The organism is Candidatus Sulfotelmatobacter sp. (genome assembly GCA_036500765.1).
In the GTDB taxonomy this organism is placed as follows: domain Bacteria; phylum Acidobacteriota; class Terriglobia; order Terriglobales; family Acidobacteriaceae; genus Sulfotelmatobacter.
Map to the genome: position 1 here is coordinate 374,026 of DASYBM010000016.1, position 22,521 is coordinate 396,546.

24 protein-coding genes and 1 tRNA gene are annotated in these 22,521 nt (G+C 58.6%); 4 read left to right on the forward strand and 21 right to left on the reverse strand.

Annotation, left to right across the window (positions count from 1 at the left end; all coding sequences use genetic code 11):
- Positions 1-99: 99 nt before the first annotated feature.
- Positions 100-1,314, forward strand: coding sequence for an L-2-hydroxyglutarate oxidase (gene lhgO / locus VGM18_18680; GenBank protein ID HEY3975040.1), 1,215 nt, complete (start codon positions 100-102; stop codon positions 1,312-1,314).
- Between the two features lie 429 nt (positions 1,315-1,743).
- Here the strand turns inward: lhgO and VGM18_18685 are convergent, their stop codons facing one another.
- From VGM18_18685 to VGM18_18695, 3 genes are all read right to left on the reverse strand, one after another.
- The gene (locus VGM18_18685) at positions 1,744-2,184 is read right to left on the reverse strand and encodes a nucleoside deaminase (GenBank protein ID HEY3975041.1); all 441 of its coding nucleotides are present in this window, start codon (positions 2,182-2,184) and stop codon (positions 1,744-1,746) included.
- A gap of 129 nt (positions 2,185-2,313) precedes the next feature.
- Positions 2,314-2,398: transfer RNA gene (locus tag VGM18_18690), tRNA-Leu, on the reverse strand.
- A 186-nt stretch (positions 2,399-2,584) separates the two neighbouring features.
- Positions 2,585-2,851, reverse strand: coding sequence for a hypothetical protein (locus tag VGM18_18695; GenBank protein HEY3975042.1), 267 nt, complete (start codon positions 2,849-2,851; stop codon positions 2,585-2,587).
- Between the two features lie 307 nt (positions 2,852-3,158).
- Between VGM18_18695 and VGM18_18700 the strand changes: the two genes are divergently transcribed.
- Positions 3,159-3,554, forward strand: a complete 396-nt coding sequence (locus VGM18_18700) for an iron-sulfur cluster assembly accessory protein (protein HEY3975043.1) — start codon at positions 3,159-3,161, stop codon at positions 3,552-3,554.
- Between the two features lie 122 nt (positions 3,555-3,676).
- Here the strand turns inward: VGM18_18700 and VGM18_18705 are convergent, their stop codons facing one another.
- The 10 genes from VGM18_18705 to VGM18_18750 all read right to left on the reverse strand — a co-directional run bounded on the left by VGM18_18705 (position 3,677) and on the right by VGM18_18750 (position 14,635).
- Positions 3,677-4,603 (reverse strand): hypothetical protein, encoded by a 927-nt coding sequence (locus VGM18_18705; protein ID HEY3975044.1) that lies wholly within the window; start codon positions 4,601-4,603, stop codon positions 3,677-3,679.
- 140 nt (positions 4,604-4,743) lie between these two features.
- Positions 4,744-5,349 carry a hypothetical protein gene (locus VGM18_18710; protein ID HEY3975045.1) on the reverse strand — a complete coding sequence of 202 codons (606 nt, stop codon included), beginning with the start codon at positions 5,347-5,349 and terminating at the stop codon, positions 4,744-4,746.
- Complete coding sequence (locus tag VGM18_18715; protein HEY3975046.1) at positions 5,350-5,889, reverse strand: hypothetical protein; 540 nt, start codon at positions 5,887-5,889, stop codon at positions 5,350-5,352.
- Positions 5,889-6,647, reverse strand: coding sequence for a hypothetical protein (locus VGM18_18720; protein ID HEY3975047.1), 759 nt, complete (start codon positions 6,645-6,647; stop codon positions 5,889-5,891). Before VGM18_18720 ends, VGM18_18715 begins: the two co-directional genes overlap by 1 nt.
- A gap of 102 nt (positions 6,648-6,749) precedes the next feature.
- Positions 6,750-7,646 carry a hypothetical protein gene (locus VGM18_18725; protein HEY3975048.1) on the reverse strand — a complete coding sequence of 299 codons (897 nt, stop codon included), beginning with the start codon at positions 7,644-7,646 and terminating at the stop codon, positions 6,750-6,752.
- A 192-nt stretch (positions 7,647-7,838) separates the two neighbouring features.
- Entirely contained in the window at positions 7,839-9,509 is a 1,671-nt protein-coding gene (locus tag VGM18_18730) for a GspE/PulE family protein (protein HEY3975049.1), read from the reverse strand.
- 94 nt (positions 9,510-9,603) lie between these two features.
- On the reverse strand, positions 9,604-10,803 hold the full coding sequence (locus tag VGM18_18735) for a type II secretion system F family protein (GenBank protein ID HEY3975050.1): 1,200 nt from the start codon (positions 10,801-10,803) through the stop codon (positions 9,604-9,606).
- Positions 10,804-11,046: 243 nt separating this feature from the next.
- Positions 11,047-11,721 carry an outer membrane lipoprotein chaperone LolA gene (lolA, locus tag VGM18_18740; GenBank protein ID HEY3975051.1) on the reverse strand — a complete coding sequence of 225 codons (675 nt, stop codon included), beginning with the start codon at positions 11,719-11,721 and terminating at the stop codon, positions 11,047-11,049.
- A 125-nt stretch (positions 11,722-11,846) separates the two neighbouring features.
- A complete protein-coding gene (locus VGM18_18745; GenBank protein ID HEY3975052.1) occupies positions 11,847-13,556 on the reverse strand; it encodes a pyrrolo-quinoline quinone in 1,710 nt (569 codons plus the stop codon).
- A 305-nt stretch (positions 13,557-13,861) separates the two neighbouring features.
- Entirely contained in the window at positions 13,862-14,635 is a 774-nt protein-coding gene (locus tag VGM18_18750; protein HEY3975053.1) for a class I SAM-dependent methyltransferase, read from the reverse strand.
- Positions 14,636-14,773: 138 nt separating this feature from the next.
- Here VGM18_18750 and VGM18_18755 point away from each other — a divergent pair, with 138 nt between their 5' ends.
- Positions 14,774-15,463 carry a uracil-DNA glycosylase gene (locus VGM18_18755; GenBank protein ID HEY3975054.1) on the forward strand — a complete coding sequence of 230 codons (690 nt, stop codon included), beginning with the start codon at positions 14,774-14,776 and terminating at the stop codon, positions 15,461-15,463.
- A gap of 214 nt (positions 15,464-15,677) precedes the next feature.
- On the opposite strand, the gene VGM18_18760 is transcribed toward VGM18_18755, so the two are convergent.
- The 4 genes from VGM18_18760 to VGM18_18775 all read right to left on the reverse strand — a co-directional run bounded on the left by VGM18_18760 (position 15,678) and on the right by VGM18_18775 (position 18,855).
- The gene (locus VGM18_18760; protein HEY3975055.1) at positions 15,678-16,223 is read right to left on the reverse strand and encodes a hypothetical protein; all 546 of its coding nucleotides are present in this window, start codon (positions 16,221-16,223) and stop codon (positions 15,678-15,680) included.
- A gap of 21 nt (positions 16,224-16,244) precedes the next feature.
- Positions 16,245-16,823 carry a hypothetical protein gene (locus VGM18_18765; protein ID HEY3975056.1) on the reverse strand — a complete coding sequence of 193 codons (579 nt, stop codon included), beginning with the start codon at positions 16,821-16,823 and terminating at the stop codon, positions 16,245-16,247.
- Entirely contained in the window at positions 16,820-17,521 is a 702-nt protein-coding gene (locus VGM18_18770) for an RNA polymerase sigma factor (GenBank protein HEY3975057.1), read from the reverse strand. The genes VGM18_18765 and VGM18_18770 overlap by 4 nt, the downstream gene beginning before the upstream one ends.
- Positions 17,522-17,769: 248 nt before the next feature.
- Positions 17,770-18,855 (reverse strand): UDP-N-acetylmuramate dehydrogenase, encoded by a 1,086-nt coding sequence (locus VGM18_18775; GenBank protein HEY3975058.1) that lies wholly within the window; start codon positions 18,853-18,855, stop codon positions 17,770-17,772.
- Positions 18,856-19,132: 277 nt separating this feature from the next.
- Here VGM18_18775 and VGM18_18780 point away from each other — a divergent pair, with 277 nt between their 5' ends.
- Positions 19,133-19,564, forward strand: a complete 432-nt coding sequence (locus tag VGM18_18780; GenBank protein ID HEY3975059.1) for a BrxA/BrxB family bacilliredoxin — start codon at positions 19,133-19,135, stop codon at positions 19,562-19,564.
- Positions 19,565-19,706: 142 nt separating this feature from the next.
- Here the strand turns inward: VGM18_18780 and VGM18_18785 are convergent, their stop codons facing one another.
- The 4 genes from VGM18_18785 to VGM18_18800 form a co-directional block, all read right to left on the reverse strand.
- Positions 19,707-20,921: a beta-propeller fold lactonase family protein gene (locus VGM18_18785; protein HEY3975060.1), complete on the reverse strand. Its 1,215-nt coding sequence runs from the start codon at positions 20,919-20,921 to the stop codon at positions 19,707-19,709.
- Positions 20,922-21,033: 112 nt separating this feature from the next.
- Positions 21,034-21,438, reverse strand: coding sequence for a PIN domain-containing protein (locus VGM18_18790; GenBank protein HEY3975061.1), 405 nt, complete (start codon positions 21,436-21,438; stop codon positions 21,034-21,036).
- Positions 21,429-21,701: a hypothetical protein gene (locus VGM18_18795; GenBank protein HEY3975062.1), complete on the reverse strand. Its 273-nt coding sequence runs from the start codon at positions 21,699-21,701 to the stop codon at positions 21,429-21,431. Before VGM18_18795 ends, VGM18_18790 begins: the two co-directional genes overlap by 10 nt.
- Before the next feature lie 37 nt (positions 21,702-21,738).
- Positions 21,739-22,386, reverse strand: a complete 648-nt coding sequence (locus tag VGM18_18800; protein HEY3975063.1) for an energy transducer TonB — start codon at positions 22,384-22,386, stop codon at positions 21,739-21,741.
- Positions 22,387-22,521: the final 135 nt, after the last annotated feature.

Below are 22,521 nucleotides of genomic sequence, written 5' to 3' on the forward strand. Positions count from 1 at the left end.
GGTCGTCGGTCGTCAGTCGTCGGCTAAACATCAATCGCAAAATCGTTGTCACTGACGACTGACGACCGGCGACCGAAGGCCGGCTATGATCATGTCTCAATGACCGACTCTCGCTACAACGTAGTCATCATCGGCGCGGGCGTCGTAGGATTGGGAGTCGCGCTCGAAATTACGCGCCGCTTTCCGCACTTCAAGCTCCTGGTGTTAGAGAAAGAATCCCGCGTCGCCCGCCACCAAAGCGGCCACAACAGCGGCGTCATCCACTCCGGCGTCTACTACAAGCCCGGCTCGTTGAAGGCGCGGCTCTGCGTCACCGGGGCCGCGGCCATGGTCGAGTTCTGCCGCGAGCACGGCATCGCCCATAACGTATGCGGCAAAGTTATCGTCGCGACCCAAGAAGCTGAACTTCCGCGTCTTGAAGAATTGCGCCGGCGCGGCCAAGCCAACGGCCTTACCGGATTGCGCTTGATCGGTCCCGAGGAGCTGCGCGAAATCGAGCCGCACGCCAGCGGGCTGCAAGCCCTGGTCGTGCCCTCGACGGGAATCACCGACTATGCGAAGGTCTCCGAAAAATACGCTGAGCTGATTTCCGCTCGCGGCGGTACTGTGCTTATTTCCGCAGCCGCGACAGCTATTCTCCGGCGCGCCGACGAAATCATAGTCGAGACTTCGCGCGCCACATACTCAACCACGTGGCTCATCAACTGCGCCGGCCTGCACAGCGACCGCGTCGCGCGCATGGCCGGCGACGATCCCGGCATCATGATTGTCCCCTTCCGCGGCGAATATTATGACCTCACGCCCAGGCGCGCTTCGCTCGTGCGCGCGCTGATCTATCCCTTGCCTGATCCGCGTTTTCCATTTCTTGGCGTCCATTTCACGCGCCGCATTACCGGCAAAGTCGACGCCGGACCCAACGCCGTTTTCGCTCTGGCGCGTGAGGGCTACCGTCATCGCGACATCAACGTGCGCGATCTCTCTTCCGCCCTCACATTTCCTGGCTTCTGGCGGATGGCCCGCCAGCATTGGCGCGACGGCCTCGGCGAGTGGCAGCGCTCGTTCTCGAAGCCCGCCTTCGTTCGCGCCTTGCAGCGCCTGCTCCCGGAGATTGGCGAGAACGATCTCGTCCCCGGGGGATCCGGCGTGCGCGCCCAAGCCCTGAAGCCCGACGGCACACTAGTAGACGATTTTCAATTCGTGCCCTCGGGAAAGGTCCTTCACGTCCTCAACGTCCCCTCGCCCGCCGCGACAGCCTCGCTGACGATCGCCCAAGCCATCGTCAGTATGGCCACCGAAAACCTCGGCGTCTCGTAGCCCCGCTCGTGGAGTCCCGCGGACTTGTGGAGCCCCGGACGCCCCCGTCCAGGGTGGCCGCAGGCCATGCCTTTCGCCTGGTCCATTCGCTCGCCCCACTACAACCGCCAGCCGCGTCCAGAAGAAAAATCAATCTCAGGCAACGGAAAAGGAGCGCATCAGCTGGTACTTCTTCGTGCTAGTGTGGAATTCGAAAGCGCAGAGATTCGTTGCGCTGCGATGGCAGGCGCATCCGCAGCGAGGAGCTCGAACATGAGAGTTTGCCCCAACCTCAACTGTGTAGCTTGTGGTCGCATTGTCTTCTCCGTGGCCACTCGCTGCCCGCTGTGCCGATGGGATTTGAAGAGCCCGCTTCCTGCCAGCGAGAGCGCGGCTCCGCCGAAGCACGATCGTCACGTTCCTGCGGCGCGCTAAGCGAAACCCGCGATCTTATTTCCCAATGTCCTCATTCCACAAGTCGGCATGCGCCGCAATGAATTCGCGCATCAGGCGAACACATTCCTCATCGTCAAGCACGACCACACTTACTGCGCTCTTCCGGAACAATTCCTCCGCTCCCATAAAGTTCCGGTTCTCGCCGATTACGACGCGGGGAATGCGAAACAGCAAGGCCGTCCCCGTGCACATGATGCACGGACTCAACGTGCTGACCAGCGTCAACTCGGCCCAATCCCGCCGCCGTCCGGCATTGCGCACGCAGACGACTTCCGCATGCGCCGTCGGGTCTCCGCTCTGCACGCGCAGGTTATATCCCCGGGCGACAATCTGCCCGCGCCGGTCGGCGAGCACCGAGCCGATCGGCAAGCCGCCTTCGCGCAATCCGGTCCGCGCTTCTTCGAGAGCCTCGCGCAGCAATTCCTGATCGTTCATGCTCCTCCGGAAAATATCCCCAGACGCATCGATGCCTAAATCACCCTGGCACAATCGGGAGCCTTGGCGGTGCGATCGGAACGAGGAAAGTTTCGGTGCGGCAACCAACCTGAGGTTCTTCAAAGCGATTGGTGCGAAAGGGGGGACTCGAACCCCCACGGTTTTACCCGCCAGATCCTAAGTCTGGTGCGTCTGCCAATTCCGCCACTTTCGCGCGTTCGGAAATATAGTTTACTGCTTGGACAATGTTGAGGAAATAGGACGGACTCGATAGACTCGATAGTCCCAAGACTCGATCGCCCAAAGGAAGATGGTCCAGGGGAATACTCCCTGTGCAAACAATTATCCCGGACCGCGACGCTGCATCGCCGCTCCACATTGCTCTCACGAACACCGTTGCTTACTGAACCTCGTTCAATTTCTGGAAGATCAGCATCGCCACCAGTGCCAGAAGAAATACTCCGGCCCCAATACTGAACACGCGCATCGGAATCGTCAAACGGTTGACCTTGACTAACAGTTCGGTCTGTTCTTCCTGCATGTGCGAGTTGGCATCATCCAGAAACAGTTGCTCATCTTCGTGCATGGTGAGCGTGCTCTTGTAGATCAGCAGGATGATCAGACCAACGGCGAAAATCCCAAATCCAACCGCCACTATCGTCAGCATAAGCCACCTCGGCAGAGTGAACCCAAGCGAGCAGCTTCCGCTTCCTGAGCGAGGCGCGCGCAAAACCCGCGTCCAGGCGGGAAGGCCTTAACGCGACGATTATAGACCCGTTGGCAAGCCCCGGCACTGAATTAATACATGGTGCGAAGTCGGTTAAGTGCCGTCACGGCCCCAGCAAGAAAGGCGACCCGCCGTCGGCGGCCCGCATCCAATGCCCAGAGAGCTTCCGCACCTGGGCTGGAACCGCGCTTGTGACGGAAACGTCTTTTGCTATAATTAAAACAGCTTTAGAGCCAAGGAGATACCAATGGCCACCACATCCATACCTGAAGTGACCAAAACCGAAGCGACCAAAACTGAAGTCACCAAGAAGCCCGCCCCTGTGACCCTGACCACCAACGCCGTCGGCAAGGTGAAAGAGATCATGGGACAGCAGAATCCCGTTCCCGCCGGCTTGCGCATTGGCGTAGTGGGTGGCGGCTGCTCGGGTTTCTCCTATTCCATGCAGTTCGAAAACGGCGCCGGCATGATGGACAAGACCTTCGACATGGATGGCCTCAAAGTGTTCGTCGATGCGACTTCGGTGATGTATTTGAATGGCTGCATCGTCGACTACGTCGAAACCCTCGAAGGCGCCGGCTTCAAGTTCGAAAACCCGAACGTGAAAAGTACTTGCGGCTGCGGCTCATCCTTCAGCGTGTAACCGTCGCGAAATCCTTCTGGAAACCTGGAGCGGCCTCACCAAAACGGTGAGGCCTTTTCACTCGGAGAGAGTTTATGTGGGGACGGCCCTCGGCCGTCCCCCGCGCGCAGCGCGGCTGTCCTTCACTGCTGCTGTGGAGGATTCGTCGCCGGAGGGTTCGGTGCTCCGAATCCTCCCGACGATGGCGAACTTGAATTATTCTGCATTCCCGAAGGCGACGAACTGAACGGACTGCTGCTCCCCGGCTGCTGACCGTTGAGATTCGGCATGCCCTGCTGTCCGAACGCCGTAATCTGCGGCTGGTACGGGCCTTTGATCAGGCCGCCACGATCGGTCGTCGGGTCGTAAACGAACTGCCATTCGTTGTATTTTTTTTTGTGATTGAACTCGCGGATGGTCTTGTCTTTCTTATTGGCGCTGGTCACTCCCACAATCGGACCGCCGCCAAAGGTCGCGCCGGGGCCGCTGCTATTCCCACCGGTACCGCTCCCTGTGCCGTTATTGTTGCCTGTCCCATTGGCGTCGCCCGTCCCATTTGCGCCGGTCGCGTCCGCACCGTTTTGCGAATTCGGCTGCGATGCATCCGTTCCCGCCGGCGTATTCGTCGCTGCCTGATTCTGACCGAACGACGAATTGGAATTCGCTCCGAACAGCGCATTTCCCGGAGGCCCGCCTGGACCATTCGGCCCGTTTCCGCCGATCGGATTTGCGCCGGGTATCGATCCGCCACCGAGGGCAAGTCCGCCCATCGCCAGTTGCGGGTCGCCATAGTGCAGCAAAACGAAATCTTTGCAGACGCCGTTCTTGCAGTTCTCAGGATCCTTATACCGCTTGCGCAGAAAACGAAGGTTGTTGCTGCTCTCGAGATCCTCGAGCTTGACCGGGTAGCGGCCGAATTTTTTGTAGTACCCGCGAATTGCTCGCGCGTACTGCACGCCGCGGTGAATCATCTCCTCTTCCCGATCGCGCTTGATGTCGAACGCAATCGTCGGCACGATCACCGCCGCAAAGATGACCATCAGCGCCATGACCAGAGTCAGCGTCAGCATGATGTAGCCGCTGTCCCGTCTGTCTCGAATTTCTGGTCGCAACAACATCGCTAAAATTGAGTAATTGTGAAATTGAGTAATTGATACGCCCTCCGGTTTTCAATTACCCAATTACAAAATCACTCAATTACCCAATCCTTTCACCCCTGCGTCAGCGGAATGCTTTGCGGGGGGCCGCTGTTCACCACGTCCTGAATCTCCACCGACGTGGGCGTGATATGAATCACCTTATATTGCCGGTCCACAATTTCGCCTTCTCCCGCGACGAAGACATCTTCGCCATTCTTCAGGAATATTTTCTTTGGCTCGCCCATCCGGCTCGCGAACCCATAGAACTTGAGCGGAATCGGTGGCGAAGCCGGCGCGGTTGGCACAACGTAAGCCGGACCCTTGGTTACATCAGTTGCACCCGATGACGTGGGATGCTCAATCTTCACATCTTCCGCCTGCGATACAAAAATGTTTCGCCCATTCCCCTGATAGATCGTTTGTTCGCTTGTAGCCAGCAAATCGAGCCGCAACGTGGGATCGAGATTTTCCACGCGCGCCTTCTTCGTCGGCTTCGCTCCCGCGCGCGGATTCGACCGGGGCGTGACTGGCGCCGCAATCGGCGGCACGCTCGAAGAAGCCTCGGTCGACGATCCGGTGAAATACGGGATGACTTCAAACGCCAGCGCGAGAATCGCCACTGCGCCCAGCCCGGCCGCCCACATCGTCTTCTTCTTGTTTTCGAATCCCAGTTGCACTTACGATCCCGCCTTCAAATACGCTTCCAGCTTCACGCTCAATTTGACCGGACCCTGCGGCTGGCCGCCAAGCGTAACGCTATTGATGATAAAAAACATTTCGTCTCGCTCCATCGCGTTAATGAAATGGGCGAGTGCGGTATAGTTGCCGGAGAAGTCCGCTTCGATTTCCACCGGCTCCAATCCCCCGGCGTCGGTGGGCAGCACTTTGTACTTCTCCTGGTCGATGGTTACACCGTTGGCGGCCGCGATCTTCCCCAGTTCCGTCAGAATCTGCGACTCCTGGGTAGGGAAGCGCTTCTTATAAAAGTCGCCGATCTCGTGACTGGCCAAAATAACTTTCTGCGGAAGATCTTTCAGCGGCGCCACCTGGCGCGTCTTCGTGATCAACTCCGTTTGCAGCGTGTTCAATTCCTGCCGCCGCGATTCCGCGGAACCGACGAGCGGCGAAAAATATACCGCCGCGGCCAGCACATCCGCCGCCGCCATGATGGCCAGCGCCGTTTTCAGACTTTTTCGGGTTCGCCGGAAGTCAGGCATTAGCGCGGCCCTCCGTTCGGCATCGCCCGTTTCGGTTTCAGGCCCGGTTTAGCCACTGATTTGTCATTCGAAGATTTGCCATTAGAAGACTTGCCATTCGAAGGTTTACCCTCGGATCCTTTGCCTTCGCTCGGTTTGGCGCCGGTCTTCGCCCTCGGCTCCAGTTTCTGCGCCTCCGGGCCCGCGGGCGGCGGCTCGGGAATGTACACCGCAACAATATCGACTTGCTCGTTGTCACCGGTCTGCGACTGCTGAAAACGCGCGTCCGTGATGTGCGTTTCCGCGAAGCGCTTCGATTCCTCCATGCGGCGCGCCAGTTCGAGTGCCCGATCCCGCGAATCGCCCGCCACGCTCATCTTCAGCCCCAGCTGATTATCCTCATCGAGCTGCGGCGTGATCGCGATCAGGTGCACTCGCGGCGGCATTACCTTTTCCAGATTTTCCAGCACGCGCGTCCAGGAAAACGCCTTGCGCTCGATCAGTTCATTCAGAAACTGCGACATATCGCGGGTGTTGCGGTTTTCCTGACGATTCAGAAATCCCTCCGCGTTGGCGCGCAATCGATCGCGATCGGCAATCATCGCTTCCTTCTGCGCAATGGCCGCCCGATCCCGCCGCGCATTCACCCAGCCGGTCACGTCCAGCGTTACCAGCACCAGCGTCAGCACCCCCACCGCACCCACGGCGGTGCCCCAGCGCATCCAGAACTGGCGCGCATCCTCGTAAGGCTGGCTCGCGAGATTGATATCAAGACGCATAAAATCGGTCGTTAGTCGTTAGTCTTCGGTCGTCGGTCTTCGGTCGTCAGTAGTTGGTTTGGGTTTTGCCGACGACCAACGACCGACGACCAACGACGGTTTTCACGAAATTAACGCTCCCACCACTCCTGCCATTCTCCACTTCGGCACCGCCCCGCCCGTGCTCGCGCCCAGTTGCGCTGACGACACCAGCTCCTGCACATCGGCGCCGGTCTGCGCCCGCAACGCCGGAGCGGCTCCGCCCGGCTCCGCCAACCCGGCAATATAGATGCGCTCGATGTTCAGGTGATAAGTGTCCTGAAAAAACACCACCGACGGATACACTTCCTCCGCCAGTTGCTCGCCGTTAATGGTCACGCCGCGCGAGTTTTCCAGCGTGCGGAACAGTTGCAGCTGATCCTGATTCAGGATCGCAATACTCGTCGTGTGCGCATCCACTTTGATTACCAGCGTCGGCTTCTTCCCGTCGGCCGCGCCAATCGCCGCCAGCGTCGAGGGCAGCACCACGCCGGGATTGAATCCCGCCTCGCGAAATACTTTCTCGTAATCTTCGATGACGCTTGTCATCGCCACAGCTGCCACGACGCGCACTTCCTCGCCTACTTTCTGGGCGTGATACGAAACCTTCGCTTTGTCGACGTCGAAGGGCAGAGACTTCTTCAGCCGGAATTTCACCACGCCCAGCGCCTCGTCCGAATCCGAGGGCAGCGCATCGAATTCGACCAGCATCACCCGCACGGCAGCGTCGGGAACAACGGCAATCACATCTTTCGAGCGCTGCGCCACTCCGCCCAGCGCCTCGTGGATTCCGGCGCGCACCGCTTCGCGCTGCCGCAAATTGTTTTCCACCAGATCCGGAACCACGCTGCCCGGCGCCAGTTCGCGCGCCGCCGAAGCCTCCAGCCCGCCTCCCGCATCCGAGAAGCGCCCGGCCAGCACGCGGTCCGCCGCAATTTCGCAAGCCAGCTTCGGCTTAGGTGTGTTTGAATTGGAACTCATTCCCGAGTACGCCTTTGAGTAATTCTGTTCTCTAAATCAGAATCCTTATCGCCAGGAATTGCAATAGCTGAAAGGGAACTTGAGGTTGGCAGGTTTCACAGTTTCAGAGTTTCACGGCTTCAAAGTTTCAACGATGAAAGCCTCGGGATTCATTTGCAGAATATTGAAACCTTGAAACCTTCGAACAATGCCTTACCTCATCGCCTCAATGAACGTGACCTTATTGATCTCCTTCAGCGTGGTCATTCCCAGCCGGACTTTATCCAGCGCCGACTCGCGCAGGAAGCGCATGCCCTCATCGCGGGCGGCGCGCCGAATCTCCGACGTCGGCTTCTTGGCCAGAATCATTTCCCGGATGCGGTCGCTTAAATCCAGCAGTTCGTGAATCGCGGTTCGCCCGCGGAATCCCGTGCCCGCGCACTCAATGCAGCCCGGCCCGTCATACAACGGAACCTTGCCCCACTGCGCCGCATCGAGCCCGCTGGCTTCCAGAACTTCGGGCGCGTAATGGACTTCCGTGCGGCACGATTCGCAAATCAACCGCACCAGTCGCTGCGCCAGAATGCAGTTCAACGCCGAAACAAAGTTGTAAGGCTCGACGCCCATATTCAGGAATCGGCCAATCACATCGACCACGTTGTTGGCGTGAACCGTGGTAAAGACCAGGTGACCGGTCAGCGCCGATTGAATGGCGATCTGCGCCGTTTCCGAGTCGCGGATTTCGCCCACCATGATCTTGTCCGGATCATGGCGCAGAATCGATCGCAGCCCGCGCGCGAAGGTCAGTCCTTTTTTCTCGTTCACCGGAATCTGCGTAATGCCGCGCAACTGATATTCGACTGGATCTTCAATGGTGATGATCTTGTCTTCGTCGGTCTTGATTTCGTTGACCGCGGCGTAGAGCGTAGTCGTTTTGCCACTGCCCGTCGGCCCCGTCACCAGCACCATGCCGTACGGTTCTTTGATGTAGCGGCGAAAGCGGCGCAGGTCATCTTCGTCAAACCCAACTACGTCGAGAGTCAGAGTCCGGAACTTCTCGCTCATCGATTCTTTATCGAGGACACGTAATACAGCGTCTTCGCCATGAATCGAGGGCATGATCGAGACGCGGAAGTCGATGGCGCGCCCGTTATATTTCACGCGGAAGCGTCCGTCCTGGGGCACGCGCCGCTCGGAAATATCGAGCTCGCTCATAACCTTGATACGCGAAATCACCGTCGAATGGTGCTCTTTGCCGATCGGCGGCATGGCCTGCGTGAGCACACCGTCAATGCGGAACTTGATGACCACGGAATCGTCGCGGGTCTCAATGTGAATGTCGGACGCTCGCCGTTGCAGCGCGGTGAAGATCGTAGTATCGACTAAGCGGATGATCGGGCTGGTATCGCCCGTCGCCGTCAACTTGTCGATGCTCAGTGTCTCTTCGGCGCCGGTATTCTCGTCCTCGCGAATAATCTGGAAGCCTTCGCTGGCCTCTTCGAGCACCCGCTGCGACTGCTCGGTCTTGGTGAGGATGTTGTCGATCTGCTTCAGCGTTGAAACTTTGGTGATGATGCGCTGCTTCAGCAGCAGGCTGATCTCGTCGATCATCATCAGCTGGCTGGGATCGGCGATGGCGATGGCCAGCTTGCCGTCGACAGTTTCTTCGAGCGGCACAAACTTGTAGCGGAACATCAGCTCGACGGGAATTTTCTTGAACAGCTCGTGATGCAACTCAAAGCCCGACAGGTCGATAAACTCGCAGCGATAGCGCCGCGCCACATCCTGTGCGCGCTCCAGGTCGGTGATAGGATTTCCCGTCGGGCTGATCGGCCCGCCGTTTCCCCCACCTACGAACAACGATTTTTTATCGGCTGTCGCCATGCTTATTCCTGCTGCGGCCCACTCAAAAATTTCAGTCGTCGTCATCTGTCAGTGGCCGACGACTAACGACCGACGACCGACGACTAACGACGATTTAATGCACTCCCAAAGTAAAGATCGGCAAATACAGCGAAATCAGCACTCCGCCGACAAAAATCGCCATCACAATCAAAATCAGCGGCTCGATCAGTGCCATCGACGCGCCCAGCGCTGTCTGCACGTCTTCTTCGTAAAATTCCGCCACCGAGTTCAGCATCGCCGGCAACGCTCCGGTGGATTCTCCGACTTCGATCATTTCCACCGCCAGCTCCGGAAAAATCTTCTGCTCTTCCAGGCTGCCCGCCAGTCCCTGGCCCTCGCGCACTCTTACGCCGGCCCGCATCACTCCCTTTAAGATGCGACGGCTGCTCATCGAAGCGCCTGCGGTTTCCATCGCCGGCACCAGCGGCAGGCCGCCCTGCAACAGCGTCGAAAGCATGCGCGAGAAACTCGCAATCTGGTGCTTCAATCGAATGTCGCCCAACACCGGCGTGCTCAAAATCACGCGATCGATCTGGTCCGCTCCACGATCGGTTTCTTTCCAGCGCCACATCGCGAACAGGAAAATTACCAGCCCAACAAAGAAATATGGCCCATACCTCTGCGCATTCTGCCCAACGTCGAGCATGAACACCGTGATGGCCGGCAGCTTCGCGTCCAGGCTCTCAAACAAATCCGCAAACTTCGGCACCACGTAAGTGAACAAAAACGTCACCATGATGATCACCACGCTGATCAGCAGCGTGGGATAAATCAGCGACACGAACAGCTTCTTGCGGAACGTCATGGCCAGCCGCTGAAAGGCGATATAGCGCGTCAGCACCTCGTCGATGTTGCCGCTCTTTTCCCCCGCCATCAGGGTGGTCGTATAAATTTTGGGCACGATCCCCTGCGCCGCAAAAGAATCCGACAGCAATTCGCCGCCCTTCACCCGATCGCGCACGTTCTCCAGAATCTGCCGCAACTGCGCGTCTTTCTGCCGCTTGATCAGCAGTTCCAGCGAATTCAGGATGGGCAGCCCGGCCCGGATCAGCGTCAGAAATTGCTGGTTGAACACCAGAAACGTGCTCTGCTTCAACTTCCGCCGCCGGCTCAGCGACACACCCGACGTCAGCATGCCCTGGGGCTTGACCCAGTACACCAAATAGCCTTGCTGCGAGAAGCGGTCGCGCACTTCCGCTTCCGAGTAGCCCTGCTCGATGTGCTGCTGGACGTGCCCGCGATCGTCCGCGATCTTGACTACAAATTCCGCCATTGGCCGACTTTTCCGCTGACCTTCCCGCCGACTTTGCCGATTCCGCTGCCGATCGTTTTGCCCAGCTCGCCTTATCGCTCAGTCTAACATTCCCACTAACTATTCTAAGACACCAACACTCATCTGATGACGCCTGCCCGGTACTCAAGTAACTTCAAGAAATGGATGTTTCAAGGGCTAGGATGCTTTGTCATTCCGAGCGGAAGCGAGGAATCTGCTTTCCGCCGCTGCTGGCACGAACCCCTACTCCAGTGCCCCCTCGACCGTTTCAGTCCCCGCCGGCGGTTTGAACGCAAACCGCCCATCGGCGATCGGCACGTCTTCCTTCGTCTCGCCAAACCGATATTCCGTCGCTGCCCCATCCACTTCCTGAATGACAATGCGCATAATCTGGTGCTCCGGCGTCACCTCCAGCACAATTTCGCTCACGCGATCCGCCAACGCCGTCGGCACTCCCCGCAGCACCACGTCCCCGGACTGTAGCGGCTCTATATCTGGAGCTAGAGATAATCCCTGTAACTCTTTCTCTAATTTGGCCTTGCCCAGCAAGAACGCCAGGGGAGAGCGCACGTCATCCAGCTTTTTCGCCGCCGTCTTCCGCGCCTGCCGATCCGCCGGGACGTAAAACCACGCATCTCTCCCATCGCTGACAAACAGCTTCTCCCTGGGAGAACGGTACTCCCACCGCATCTTGCCCGGTTTTTTCAGCCACAGCGTCCCGGTTTCGGTCCGCCCCATCCCCGACCCGCGATACAACTCGGTGAACTCTGCCTCAAGCGAATGAAGATGGTTGTAGTGAGCGTCGACCGCCTCAGCCACAGCTTTGACGTCAACCGGAGCGTCTGCCGCAATGCCCGCAGGTGCGAGCGTCGCAGTTATATAAAGCGCAATCGCAAAGCTCAGCCAACGAACTCGCATCGGGATCGATTTTCACCGGGTACCCGCCCAACATGTCACACCCTCACGCAACTCGGGAGGGCAACACAGGACAGGTTCCAACTGGAGGGCTCCTCAACTGATTGTAAGCCGCAGCAGAGGGCTTGTCATTTCAACCTAGAGGAGCCATCTGAGGATCTTACCGACGACTCCTTTCCTTGGCTCGAACTGGAAATCAGTCCATACACGCTCAGCTTGCTCTGCGTCCCCACATACACTTTCCCGTTCACGACGGTCGGCACGGCGAACTTCACGGCCCCGCCCGGATTGTCGCGACTGGCGTTCTGGTTGGTGTTGTAGAGTTCGGTCGCCAGGTTCTTGGCGTCGTAGGCGTGCAGAACGGCTCCGGTATTGGTTTTGTAAGAGGAGTTGTCGAGTCCCCACGCGATGGCGTTGCTGTCCTGATTCGCCGATACCGAAATCGTGGTTCCGGGATAGGGAAATGGAGCCGTGGTCTGAGAAGCCGGCGCAGTGTTGAGCAATCCGTTGCTTGGATTGAAGCCAAATTCCTTGAGCGTGTCATTCGCCGCGCCAAAGTAGATGCGATTATTCCAGAACGTCGGCGAGTTCCACATTCCCAGTTCTGCGCCCGCCAGATACTGCACGATCTGATTGTTATTCTGCGCATTGTAGTGCCCCATGTTGTCGCGGTTCACCAGATAAATGTTCCCCACCTTGTCGCCCTGGATCAACAGATGAAGAACCGGTCCGCTGGTCTGGTCGGGCAGCAGCATCAAGCCTCCCGAGCCGATGTCGAAGTCTCCCACATTCAGGTTGGGACCGTTGTAGGGCGTGAAGTAGTCGAGCACCGCAAACGTGCCTTTCTTTGGCGACGCCAGCTTCACCATGCTTTGACCGTAATCGGTGCCGGCGCTGTTGGCGTCGAAAGTTCCATTGCCCGTCGCGAAATAAGTATTCAGCGATTCATCTCCGGCCGGCCCGGAGCCGCTCTCCCAAATCGCGCCTTGTTCGCCGTTCGGCGTCGTCGCCCACGCGCCCTTCTGCTCCAGCGACTTGTCGTCGTACGCCATCAGCCATCCGTGATAGCCGCCGCTGTCGCAGTGCGAACCCCACGCGATGTACACCTGCCCGTTCTGCAACAGCAGCGCGGAGCGTTGATTCTGGATCTGCGGATTAAAGCTCAGCGTGCCGTTAACCGACCCATTGCCCGTACCCGCCACTGACGCCTGAATCACCACCGGACCGCCAAATTTTTCCGCTCCGCTGCCGATATCGAGCGCATGCAGCCGCTGATAAAACACGCCCTTCTTCTCCTTAGTTCGCGCCACGACATACAACGTTCCGCTCGTCGTGTCGATCACCGGCGTGCCCACAACCCCAATTTCCGGTGTAATCAGATCGGAGCAATTTACGTCGTTGCTGGAGACCGTCGTGATTCCTTTCTTCGGGTCGATGAAGCTTACTTTCCACAACGGCTGCGCGTTCGAGCCCGCGCGATTATCGGCGTCAAAGGCGTAGACGCTGTCGTTCATGGTGGCCACAAATACCGCATTGTGCGTGCCCAGTCCCGCGACGCTGACATTGGGGACGTACAACGGCTGCGCATAAATGTAGCCGTCCACATACTGTGAAAAGATCCTGCCAAATTGTGTGGAGTTCACGTTGCTTAAAGTAAGAGTGGTTTCCAGCAGATTGTGGCCGGTTCGTCCCTTGTCGTTGTGATAAGTCGAGACCGTGGCCTGCCCCGCGCTGGCTGCGGTTGCGACTACCCAAAACGCGATCAGCCAAAAACAGACAAAGCCCAAAGAAAAAGGAATCGGCCAGCGAAACCGTACAGCTCCGGGGCATATCGCCATTCAACTCTCCATTCTCGGGCCGAGCCCGTCTTCCAATCCTGAGACGGTCTGTGGGCAGAGATCTGCGTTGCTTCGTTGAAATAAAAGGGGGACTTCTGGAGCTAGGCCGTCCGTGAAACAACTTCGCGGAAGCCAAGCTCGGTAGATGCCTTACGAGAGACGATGAAACATGGGGGTGGGTACAAACTCTTGGGATTTTTGCCCACCGCGGAGTCCCCGTCAAGAATGAAACTTCTTGCACATCTTCCGAACCCCGGCGTCCGCCCCTCCACCATCAGCCCCGCTTCACGAGACGTTCCTGAACTTCACGACACGCTCATGAACAACGAGTACTGATGCGTGCCCGCGATCTTCTTCAGCCGCTCGCTTTCGGCCAACACATACTCCAGCAGCGGATTGTGATACAGCACGTACACCGGCCTGGGCCGGGCCGCCAGTGACGATTCCAGGTTCCTGACCACACGGCGCATGCCCGACTCCGGCAATGGATTGAAAAGGTAAAGCACCAGTGGATCCTCGGGAAAAGAATAGGCGGCGGCATCGGCGCAGATCGATTCGATCGCGACGCAGCACTGCGATTCACTTTTGTACTGCCGCAAATTCTGTTCCGCGATCCGGTGCAGAGAGGACAGAAGCTCCACGCCCACGATGCGGCGGAAGGGATAGTCCGAGGCCATCAGCAGCGTTCGTCCCTTGCCCGACCCGAGATCGATGAAGCAGTAGGCGCGGAAATTCAGCGTGTATCCGTCCGGCCCAGGGATCCGTTGCAAGGTCTTTTGCAAAGCATCGAGCATTTCGTGAAACGCCGCCGGCTCGGTCGGCTGATACGCCGAATGGAACATGCCCAGCAGGCGGTCGCGCCAGCCTACGGCGCCGCTGGTGGTGTTGACGAGGTGATCCCAGTCGTAATCGGCATCGCCGTAGCGCTGCCGCCGGCGCTCCGGCGTGGAATCGAGGGCGAACTCCCAAAGCACGCCCAACAGGCGTCGCGTGGCCGCGAAATATCCCTCATACGTAGCCGCGTAGGTCCACCATTGCCACGCTGTTTGCAGCACGCCGATCTGTGGCCGCGAATCCATCTCTAGAAGCTATCGCATAAACAGTTTGCTTGTGGAGGGGCAGACGCCTCGTCCGCCCCCGGGCGAAGCCCGGTATACTCTCACGCCGACGCATACCGGACGTCCGCCCCTCCACAAGCGATGTGATGTAATGACCGGATGTCCTGGCTCACAGTTCTCAATCGCGAAGTCGTTGCGTGCACGCGTTGCCCGCGGCTGGTCGCTTACCGGCAAGAGGTCGCGCGCGTAAAGCGCCGCGCCTATCTCGGCTGGGAATATTGGGGTAAACCCGTACCGGGATTCGGCGATCCCCACGCGCGCGTGCTGATCATGGGCCTGGCTCCGGGCGCGCATGGTTCCAATCGCACCGGGCGCCCGTTTACAGGAGACGCCTCCGGCAATTTCATGTATCCCATTTTGTATGACACTGGATTTGCCAGCCAGCCCAACGCCATCGACCGCAACGACGGCATGCAGTTGCGCGATCTGTACATCACCGCCGCAGTGCGCTGCGCTCCGCCGGACAACAAGCCTCTGCCGCAGGAACTGGCTGAGTGCGCATATTTCCTCGATCGAGAGTTGGCCGGCTTAGAAAATGTAAAAGTCGTGGTCGCCCTGGGCAAGATCGGCTTCGACGCCTACCTGAACTATCTCAAGCGTAAGGGGATGCTCGCCAGCAAGAAACCGTACCTCTTCAAACACGGCGTCCATTACCGCATGCCGGACGGCAAGGTGTTACTTGCGTCATACCATCCCTCGAACCAGAACACGCAGACCGGCAAGCTGACGCGAAAAATGTTTGTCGAGATTTTTCAAGAGGCGGCAAGAATTGCCGATAGGAAACTGTGAGGCGCCGCTCGTAACGGGCCGTTCAACCACTTCCTCATTCGAGGGTATAGCCGAAAGGCTGGGTTCACGATCCGAGAGCGGCGCTTTCGTCTCGTGTAGGTCGGACACTCTTAGAAGCGTCGTCGGTCGTCGGTCGTTGGCCGAACCGCAAAATCCTATGTAACGCGGCTAACAACCAACGACGAACGATGAACGACCAACGACCAACGACGCCTCATCTCAGCTTCGTCGCCGTAACTTCCAGTTGAAACTGCCGCTTGGAGTTAGGATCGTCCGCGCTGCCGATGACGGTCGGTTTATTGAGCAGCGCCACGTTGGTGCTGGCGTTGATCTTGACCTGCCGGATCAGGGGGCGCGAACTATGCTCCTGACTTCCTTCGGGAGTCGGCGCGAAGTTGCTGGCATCGGCGCGAACCACCAGCAATAAATCGCTGCCATGCTCCCGGAGCTGGCACCAGATGTTGGTTCCCACGTCAAGGTACTGGTACTCGCCCTCCTTCCCTGCATCAACCGGCACCCTGGTGCCGATCTTAAATTCGTTCGCTTCGCCGCCCACCAGATTCATGGAGTACTGGCGCGAGTTGATCTTCTTGCCGTCCTCCAGTTCGTTGAGCGAGAAGTCGAGGCGATAAACTGTCAGTGTTTTCTCTGCGGAAGCGGCCTTAGCTGCACCGGATTCTTGCGCTGCCGCGCTCTGCCACGCCCCAGCAGCCAGCACCGTCAGAACTAAAACCGTCGTCACAATCATCTTTTTCGACATTTATGAATCTCCTTGTGTTCGTTACTTGGTTAGCTGCTGTGAATTGTCTCCGCTGACCGCTCCCGATTCCCGCATTTCCTCTTTCTCATCCCGGCGCAGGTCTTCGGCTTGAGCGCGCGCGAGAAGAACCGCATGTTCCGGATATTCGGCGACATAGCCGGCCAAAAGTTTTTCCTGCTCGGTCAGCGGCTGCGGCGAGGGGAAAACATCAAGCTTGGGCCCGCCTGCTACTGCCGTGCGAGGAAAACGACGCGCCGCCGTTTTGCGAATCCGTTCGTGCGCCCGTAGGGGAACCTCTACCGCAGCGCGACTCGACAACTCCGTCCCCGACTGCGGCGGGCTTTGTCTCGCGCCTGAGGGATGACTCGCGACCGTCGGGGTAGGCCGCTGCAACCAACTCAGGGTCAACACAATCAGCGCAACCCCAGCAACCGCGGCCGCCCAGCCCCACTTCCATCGCGCCCCGCCGACATGCATCGGCTCGGCGCGCAAATTGGCCAGAATGCGCTCTTCTAGTCCGGCCCGGGGCTCGACGGCTGCGTAATCTGCGAGTGCAGCATCGAGCACTCGGTCGAGTTCGACCCGTGTCTCGTCTGTCATGATTCGCACCTGCCAGTTTTTTCTCGCGGATCTTTTTTCCCCGCGATCTTTTTCTCTGCCGTCTGTCCCGCCAACCTCTCCTTCAGAATTTGGCGGGCGCGGAAGATTCGCGAGCGCACGGCTGCTTCGTTAATGCTCAAGATCGCGGCGATTGCCCGCGGCGACATTTCTTCCACCGACGATAAGACCAGCGGCTCTCGCAGTTTCTTCGGAAGCGCAGCAATCATTCGCTTTAACGCCGCATTGAACTGGCTGCTCTGCAACGCTTCGTCCGCCGGGGTGTCGGCCGACGCCACCTCGTGGCACGGCCTCTCAGGATTTTCCAACGAAATCTCCCGCGCGCCTCCACGCTGTCGGCTGCGGTCGACGGCGACGCGCCAGGCGATTCGCGCCAGCCATGTCTTCATATCCTGTACCGCGGCCAGCTTCGAGCTATAGCGCAGCACGCGCATAAACGTTTCCTGAGTGGAGTCTTCGGCATCGGGGTGGCTGCGCAGAACCGCATAGGCGATGCGATAGACCAGCCGCGAATGCTCCCGAACCAGCCCTTCGAGCACTTCGTCGGAACTGCGCTCGACGTTGCTCTGTGACGCATCTCGACCATTCTCCGGATCTTTGCCTCGGTCTCTATCTTGGTCGACCGTCGCCGCTCCGCTCAGGATCGCCTCTCCCGCCAGCACTCGTCTGCCCTCAATCATGAAGACCGCCCCGGGGTCCATTCTGTTCGGGAAATTTTGCGGTGGAACTCTTGGTAGTGGAACTCTTGGCAGTGCAACTCTTGAGAAGAACGGCACTAGATGAATCGCTTGCAGTCGATCTGAATTGACGGATCAGGGATTAAGAGTAAGGGCTAGCGGTTGGGTCAAAAGAATTCGCTATTGTCCAGCGAGCGCGGCTTTGAATTACTGTTCCCTGACCCCTGACCCCAGACCCCTGACCCCTGCTTCTAAAACCCCACCATCACCGGTTCCGGCTCCAGCCGCACGCCCCAGATTTCTTCCACGCGCTGCTGGATCTGGTCTTTCAAGGCGAGCACGTCGTCCGCGGTCGCCCCGCCGCGATTCACGATGGCGAGGGCATGTTTGCTCGAAATGCCGACGCGGCCTATACCGCCTCCCCGAGCGAATCCCGACTTTTCGACCAGCCATGCCGCCGAAACCTTTCGGCTCTTCTCCAGCGCGGGATAGCTCGGCAGAGTCAGTCCCTTGGCCGCGGCACGTGTCTCCAACTCTTTATGTTGCTCTTCGCTGAGCACGGGGTTCTTGAAAAACGAACCTGCGCTCCGGCCATCGGGATCGCCAGGAACAATCAGCATGCCTTTACGGGCGCGAATGTGGCGCACGGCCTCGCGCGTCTCGGCGAGATTCGGACGAGTCTCGCGGCCTTCGAAATGGCGCTTCAGATCGGCATAGTCGAGGCGCGGCTCACCGCCGGGCGTGAGCGCATAGGTCACGCGCAGAATGACGAACCGTCCCCGTTCCGTCGTATTGAAAATGCTCGAGCGGTAAGTGAAACCGCAGGCCTCATTGCACAGTTCGCGGACTTGGCCGTCCTCGAGATCGTAGACCTGTACCGACTCAATCGTTTCCGAAACTTCCTGCCCGTACGCGCCGACATTTTGCACCGGCGTGCCGCCTACGCTGCCCGGGATTCCGCTCAAGCATTCGACGCCGGCGCAATTCGCCCTCACCGCGGCCGAGACGAATCGGTCCCACGACTCTCCAGCGCCAGCTTCAAACAGAAGCTTGCCTTCTTCATTTTGACCATCTAGATCATGATTATCTGGATGTTGGCCAGCCTGTTGCTCGATGCCGGGGATCGCTATCTTCAGCACGATTCCCGGCCATCCGCGGTCCGCAATGACCAGATTGCTGCCGCCACCCAACACGAAGAGCCGCAAATCTCGCGCCGCGGCGAACGCGGCGGCTTCCTGGACATCCCCGATCGACGTGGCTTCGACGAAGAAACGCGCCGGCCCTCCCAGCCGGAAGGTAGTGAGCGGCGCCAGCGGAACGTTCTCTTGCAGCAGCATGGGACGCTTTCAATATACACACAGGAACCACGCGTTCTTTTTTAGTCGATAGTCGTCATTAGTCGTTGGTCGTTGGCTGTTGAAGACCAACGACCAACGAGCAACGAGCAACGACCGACGACCAACGACCGACGACCGACGACCAACGACCGACGACCAACGACCAACGACCAACGAGGCAAGATCGCCGTTTCCCTCAAGATGATCAAGATGACCCATGAATCCACGTTACAATAGAGATTCATCCACCAAAGAAACGAGAGGAACACTCATGCCGATGTATCCCGAAATTATGGTTATTCCCATGCGCGAGGAATTGACTCGCCTGGGAATCGAAGAACTTCGCACGCCCGAGGAAGTCGATCAGGCGCTGAAGAATCGCGCTGGCACCACGATGGTGGTGGTGAACTCCATCTGCGGATGCGCCGCCGGACGCATGCGCCCGGCCGTCCGCATAGCGATGCAGAATTCCATCCGGCCCGATCATGCTTACTCGGTCTTTGCCGGGCAGGAAAAAGAAGCCACCGAACGGGCTCGCAGCTATTTCACGGGGCAATCGCCATCCTCACCATCGATCGCCATTCTGCGCGACGGCCAACTCGTCTACCTGATGCCGCGCCGCGACATCGAGTCGCGCGAAGCTCCCGCGATCGCGGCCGATCTGAAGGCCGCCTTCGACAAGCTCTGCGGCAATCCCGCGACGGTGTAGTCCCCTTACCTTCTTTGTCATTCGGAGGAGCGAAGCGACGAGGAACCTGCTGTTTGCGGCTTCGGCACCAAAGCAGATTCCTTCCTGCGCTCGGAATGACAAACTCTTTTGGGAGTGCGACGGGAGCGAAAGAAATACGCCGCTACTTCTTCGCGCTTACGGTGAACGCCTTTACCACGATCGCATTCGGCTGCACGCCTACCGGAATCAGCGTGAGCAGCGAATACTCCGTGGGTTCCAGTTTTCGCGGCTTGCGCTTCTGAATCACCGTCACATCCCCGGATTGCGTGTCGAGCACCAGAAGGTGGTTCTGATCCGGCGTGAGCGCGAGACCGTCGGGGCGACTCCCCACCATCAGCGTCGCAATGCGGCGGCCCAGATCGATGTCATAGACCGCGACGCTGTTGGAGCCGAAGTTCGAAACGTAGAGGCGCGAGTTGTCGAGCGTGACCACGCCGCGCGAGGGATGCTGGCCAATCTCCAGGCTGCTGCCGACTTCGTCGTTTCCGGTTTCGATGATCGAGATGCTGTCGGAATCGAAATCGCATACCATCAATTCGCCGCCGTCGGGCTTAAGCGCGAGACTCACCGGCGTGCGGCCGACATCGAGTAGCGCCAGCACGCGGTCTTCCTTTTTGTCGTTCGTGGAAACTGTGTTGGCCGCAGCAGTTTTGGCCGGAACTCCATCGTTGCGCAGCGCGATCGAAGCCACCTGCGACGAGCCCGAGCAGGCCACAAACGCTTTGCTCGAATCCGGCAGGATGGCGATGTCCTCCGGTTGCTGGCAGACGGGCAGCGTGGCGCGCACGCGCAGCAACTTCGCGTCGATCACAGAGACTGTGTTGTCTCCGCGATTGCTTACGATCACGGTCGAACCATCCGGCGAAACCCGCGCCAGCCCGGGCGCAGCGCCCACCCGAAGGTTGCCGATCACCATCCGCTTTTCAAGATCGATCACGCTCAGGTTGGCCGAACCCGAGTTGGCCACATAGGCGCGCGTGCCGTCGTCGCTCACGTCGATGAAGTAAGGCCGCCCATGCACGCCGATCGTCGCCACCACAGTATTGGTCTCGGCATTGATCACGCTAACGTTGTTCGATCCGGTATTGACTACATAGATTTCGTTCTTCCTGCTGCTGGTCGCGATCCCGGTCGGCTCGCTGCCCACGCGGATGGTCTTGGCCAGCGCAAACGCGCGCAGATCGATCACGCTGACCGTGTCGCTCTTGCCGTTGCTGACGTACGCGTACTCGCGATAAAACGGCCCGTAGTCAGGCAGCGGCTCCTCGCGAAAATACCACCACCCCACCCCGCCAAGGATGGGAAGCAGCACAGCGATGAAGAGGAGTTTTCTCAAAGGCAGCTTCGGTTTCAGAGAAAAACAAAGATTAGCAGAAGTGGAACCTGGGGAGTAACAAGTAAGCGGTCGCGTTCTTTGCGAGAAGTGGGACTCTGCTAGCGTTCGCCGCTCAAGCTTTCGGCTGGATTACTTTCAGTCCTCGCACCGAAGAGAAATGGCGCTGGTTGAAAGTCGCAACTGTGCTGCCACGCTCCAGAGCGGTAGCAGCGACAATCAGGTCGTAGTCGCTGATCATCCGGCCGGTCATTTCGAGCGCGGCCCAGATGCGGGCATGTATGAGGGCAGTCGTCTCTGTGTAAGGAATGATCGACATTCTTTCCACTGAGGATCGCACGTAAGTCTCACGCTTCGATCTGTAAGCGGCGTCGGCGCCTTCGACGCAATGCCATAACTCGGCGACCGTAATCGCGGCGATTTCCACCGGCTCCCCGGAACGCTCTGACAACCATCCCTTCAGGTCGAACGTCCCACGCTCTCCGCGGATAATCACATCGGCGTCTACGATTATCGCCATTTATCGGGTTGGGGCTTGAGAGCCTTGCGAGCCTTGCGCAAATCGCGGTTCCAGGCTCTGGCTTCTTCCTCGGACAAATCAACTTTGCTCAGCGCTTTCGCCAAATCGCCCGCCGTATGTATCTTTTCCCCGTCCGGTACCAGCCGGGCAAACGGCTTTCCGTTCTTGAGCAGAACGAATGTCGTGTTCTGATAATGGGCCCGGTTCAGGCAATCGGCGAAGTTACGGGCCGCCTCGGTCACGGAAATCGTCTCGGTCTTCATAAAATCAGATTATCAGATTATACATAGAAAGCAAGGTCTAGTGAGTAGACGACAGGCCGTCGAGGTGGAATTGGACTTCTACTGCGACCTCGACCATGACCGGCTTCCCGTCTTTCGTTCCGGGTTCGAATCTCCAATTCTTAAGGGCCTCGGCGGCATTGTCGTTCAGATCAGGTTGCGAGCTGCAGGACACTTTGACATCTCGCGGCTTGCCGTCGGTTCCCACGATCAGGGAGAGCGTCACGTTTCCTTGTTCCCCAGCTTTGCGGGCTTTTTCAGAGAACTCCGGTTCCGGCGAGTAGATTGCTTTTGGGGCGATTACTCCATTTTCTGCTGACACTCTGTACACGGGGCCGTCAGGCGAGTTGATCTCGGCGGGCGACGGAGAGGCAACCGCCGTTGGTTCTTGCGGTGATTCCAACTCCACATCAGCGACCGCTTCTTGCAAGATCAGAACATACCTGACCCGGACCTTATAAATGGCCTCGGTGGGCTGGCCCTTGATCAGCACAGGGTGGAAGCGCCACTTACGAACCGCTTCGAGTGCCGGATTAGCGAATACCGGCTCGCCGCTCATTAAACTCAATTCTTCGGTTCTGCCGTCGTTGCCGATTCGAGCCCGGATTTCAACGGTGCCTTCGATCCCAGCCTTCAGAGATTGTTTGGGATATCTCGGACGAGCCATGTGGTCAGGATATTCGAAGGTCGTCCCCGGCGCGCAGGGCGGAACCGAAGGCGCCGAACTTCCCGGCGCTGCCGGCGGAGAATCTTGCGCACACAGACCGCTTAACAGAAGAGCTACAGCAAACGTTGAAAGGAT

What these genes read in the sequence shown, in the direction of transcription:
- VGM18_18720 (HEY3975047.1), bottom strand. Translation starts at nt 6,647, where the DNA reads ATGCGTCTTGATATCAATCTCGCGAGCCAGCCTTACGAGGATGCGCGC.
- VGM18_18745 (HEY3975052.1), bottom strand. Translation starts at nt 13,556, where the DNA reads ATGGCGATATGCCCCGGAGCTGTACGGTTTCGCTGGCCGATTCCTTTT.
- VGM18_18780 (HEY3975059.1), top strand. Translation starts at nt 19,133, where the DNA reads ATGTATCCCGAAATTATGGTTATTCCCATGCGCGAGGAATTGACTCGC.
- VGM18_18700 (HEY3975043.1), top strand. Translation starts at nt 3,159, where the DNA reads ATGGCCACCACATCCATACCTGAAGTGACCAAAACCGAAGCGACCAAA.
- VGM18_18715 (HEY3975046.1), bottom strand. Translation starts at nt 5,889, where the DNA reads ATGCCTGACTTCCGGCGAACCCGAAAAAGTCTGAAAACGGCGCTGGCC.
- VGM18_18765 (HEY3975056.1), bottom strand. Translation starts at nt 16,823, where the DNA reads ATGACAGACGAGACACGGGTCGAACTCGACCGAGTGCTCGATGCTGCA.
- VGM18_18800 (HEY3975063.1), bottom strand. Translation starts at nt 22,386, where the DNA reads ATGGCTCGTCCGAGATATCCCAAACAATCTCTGAAGGCTGGGATCGAA.
- VGM18_18790 (HEY3975061.1), bottom strand. Translation starts at nt 21,438, where the DNA reads ATGGCGATAATCGTAGACGCCGATGTGATTATCCGCGGAGAGCGTGGG.
- VGM18_18770 (HEY3975057.1), bottom strand. Translation starts at nt 17,521, where the DNA reads ATGATTGAGGGCAGACGAGTGCTGGCGGGAGAGGCGATCCTGAGCGGA.
- VGM18_18705 (HEY3975044.1), bottom strand. Translation starts at nt 4,603, where the DNA reads ATGCTGACGCTGACTCTGGTCATGGCGCTGATGGTCATCTTTGCGGCG.
- VGM18_18755 (HEY3975054.1), top strand. Translation starts at nt 14,774, where the DNA reads ATGTCCTGGCTCACAGTTCTCAATCGCGAAGTCGTTGCGTGCACGCGT.
- VGM18_18735 (HEY3975050.1), bottom strand. Translation starts at nt 10,803, where the DNA reads ATGGCGGAATTTGTAGTCAAGATCGCGGACGATCGCGGGCACGTCCAG.
- VGM18_18750 (HEY3975053.1), bottom strand. Translation starts at nt 14,635, where the DNA reads ATGGATTCGCGGCCACAGATCGGCGTGCTGCAAACAGCGTGGCAATGG.
- VGM18_18685 (HEY3975041.1), bottom strand. Translation starts at nt 2,184, where the DNA reads ATGAACGATCAGGAATTGCTGCGCGAGGCTCTCGAAGAAGCGCGGACC.
- lhgO (HEY3975040.1), top strand. Translation starts at nt 100, where the DNA reads ATGACCGACTCTCGCTACAACGTAGTCATCATCGGCGCGGGCGTCGTA.
- VGM18_18775 (HEY3975058.1), bottom strand. Translation starts at nt 18,855, where the DNA reads ATGCTGCTGCAAGAGAACGTTCCGCTGGCGCCGCTCACTACCTTCCGG.
- lolA (HEY3975051.1), bottom strand. Translation starts at nt 11,721, where the DNA reads ATGCGAGTTCGTTGGCTGAGCTTTGCGATTGCGCTTTATATAACTGCG.
- VGM18_18695 (HEY3975042.1), bottom strand. Translation starts at nt 2,851, where the DNA reads ATGCTGACGATAGTGGCGGTTGGATTTGGGATTTTCGCCGTTGGTCTG.
- VGM18_18730 (HEY3975049.1), bottom strand. Translation starts at nt 9,509, where the DNA reads ATGGCGACAGCCGATAAAAAATCGTTGTTCGTAGGTGGGGGAAACGGC.
- VGM18_18760 (HEY3975055.1), bottom strand. Translation starts at nt 16,223, where the DNA reads ATGTCGAAAAAGATGATTGTGACGACGGTTTTAGTTCTGACGGTGCTG.
- VGM18_18795 (HEY3975062.1), bottom strand. Translation starts at nt 21,701, where the DNA reads ATGAAGACCGAGACGATTTCCGTGACCGAGGCGGCCCGTAACTTCGCC.
- VGM18_18725 (HEY3975048.1), bottom strand. Translation starts at nt 7,646, where the DNA reads ATGAGTTCCAATTCAAACACACCTAAGCCGAAGCTGGCTTGCGAAATT.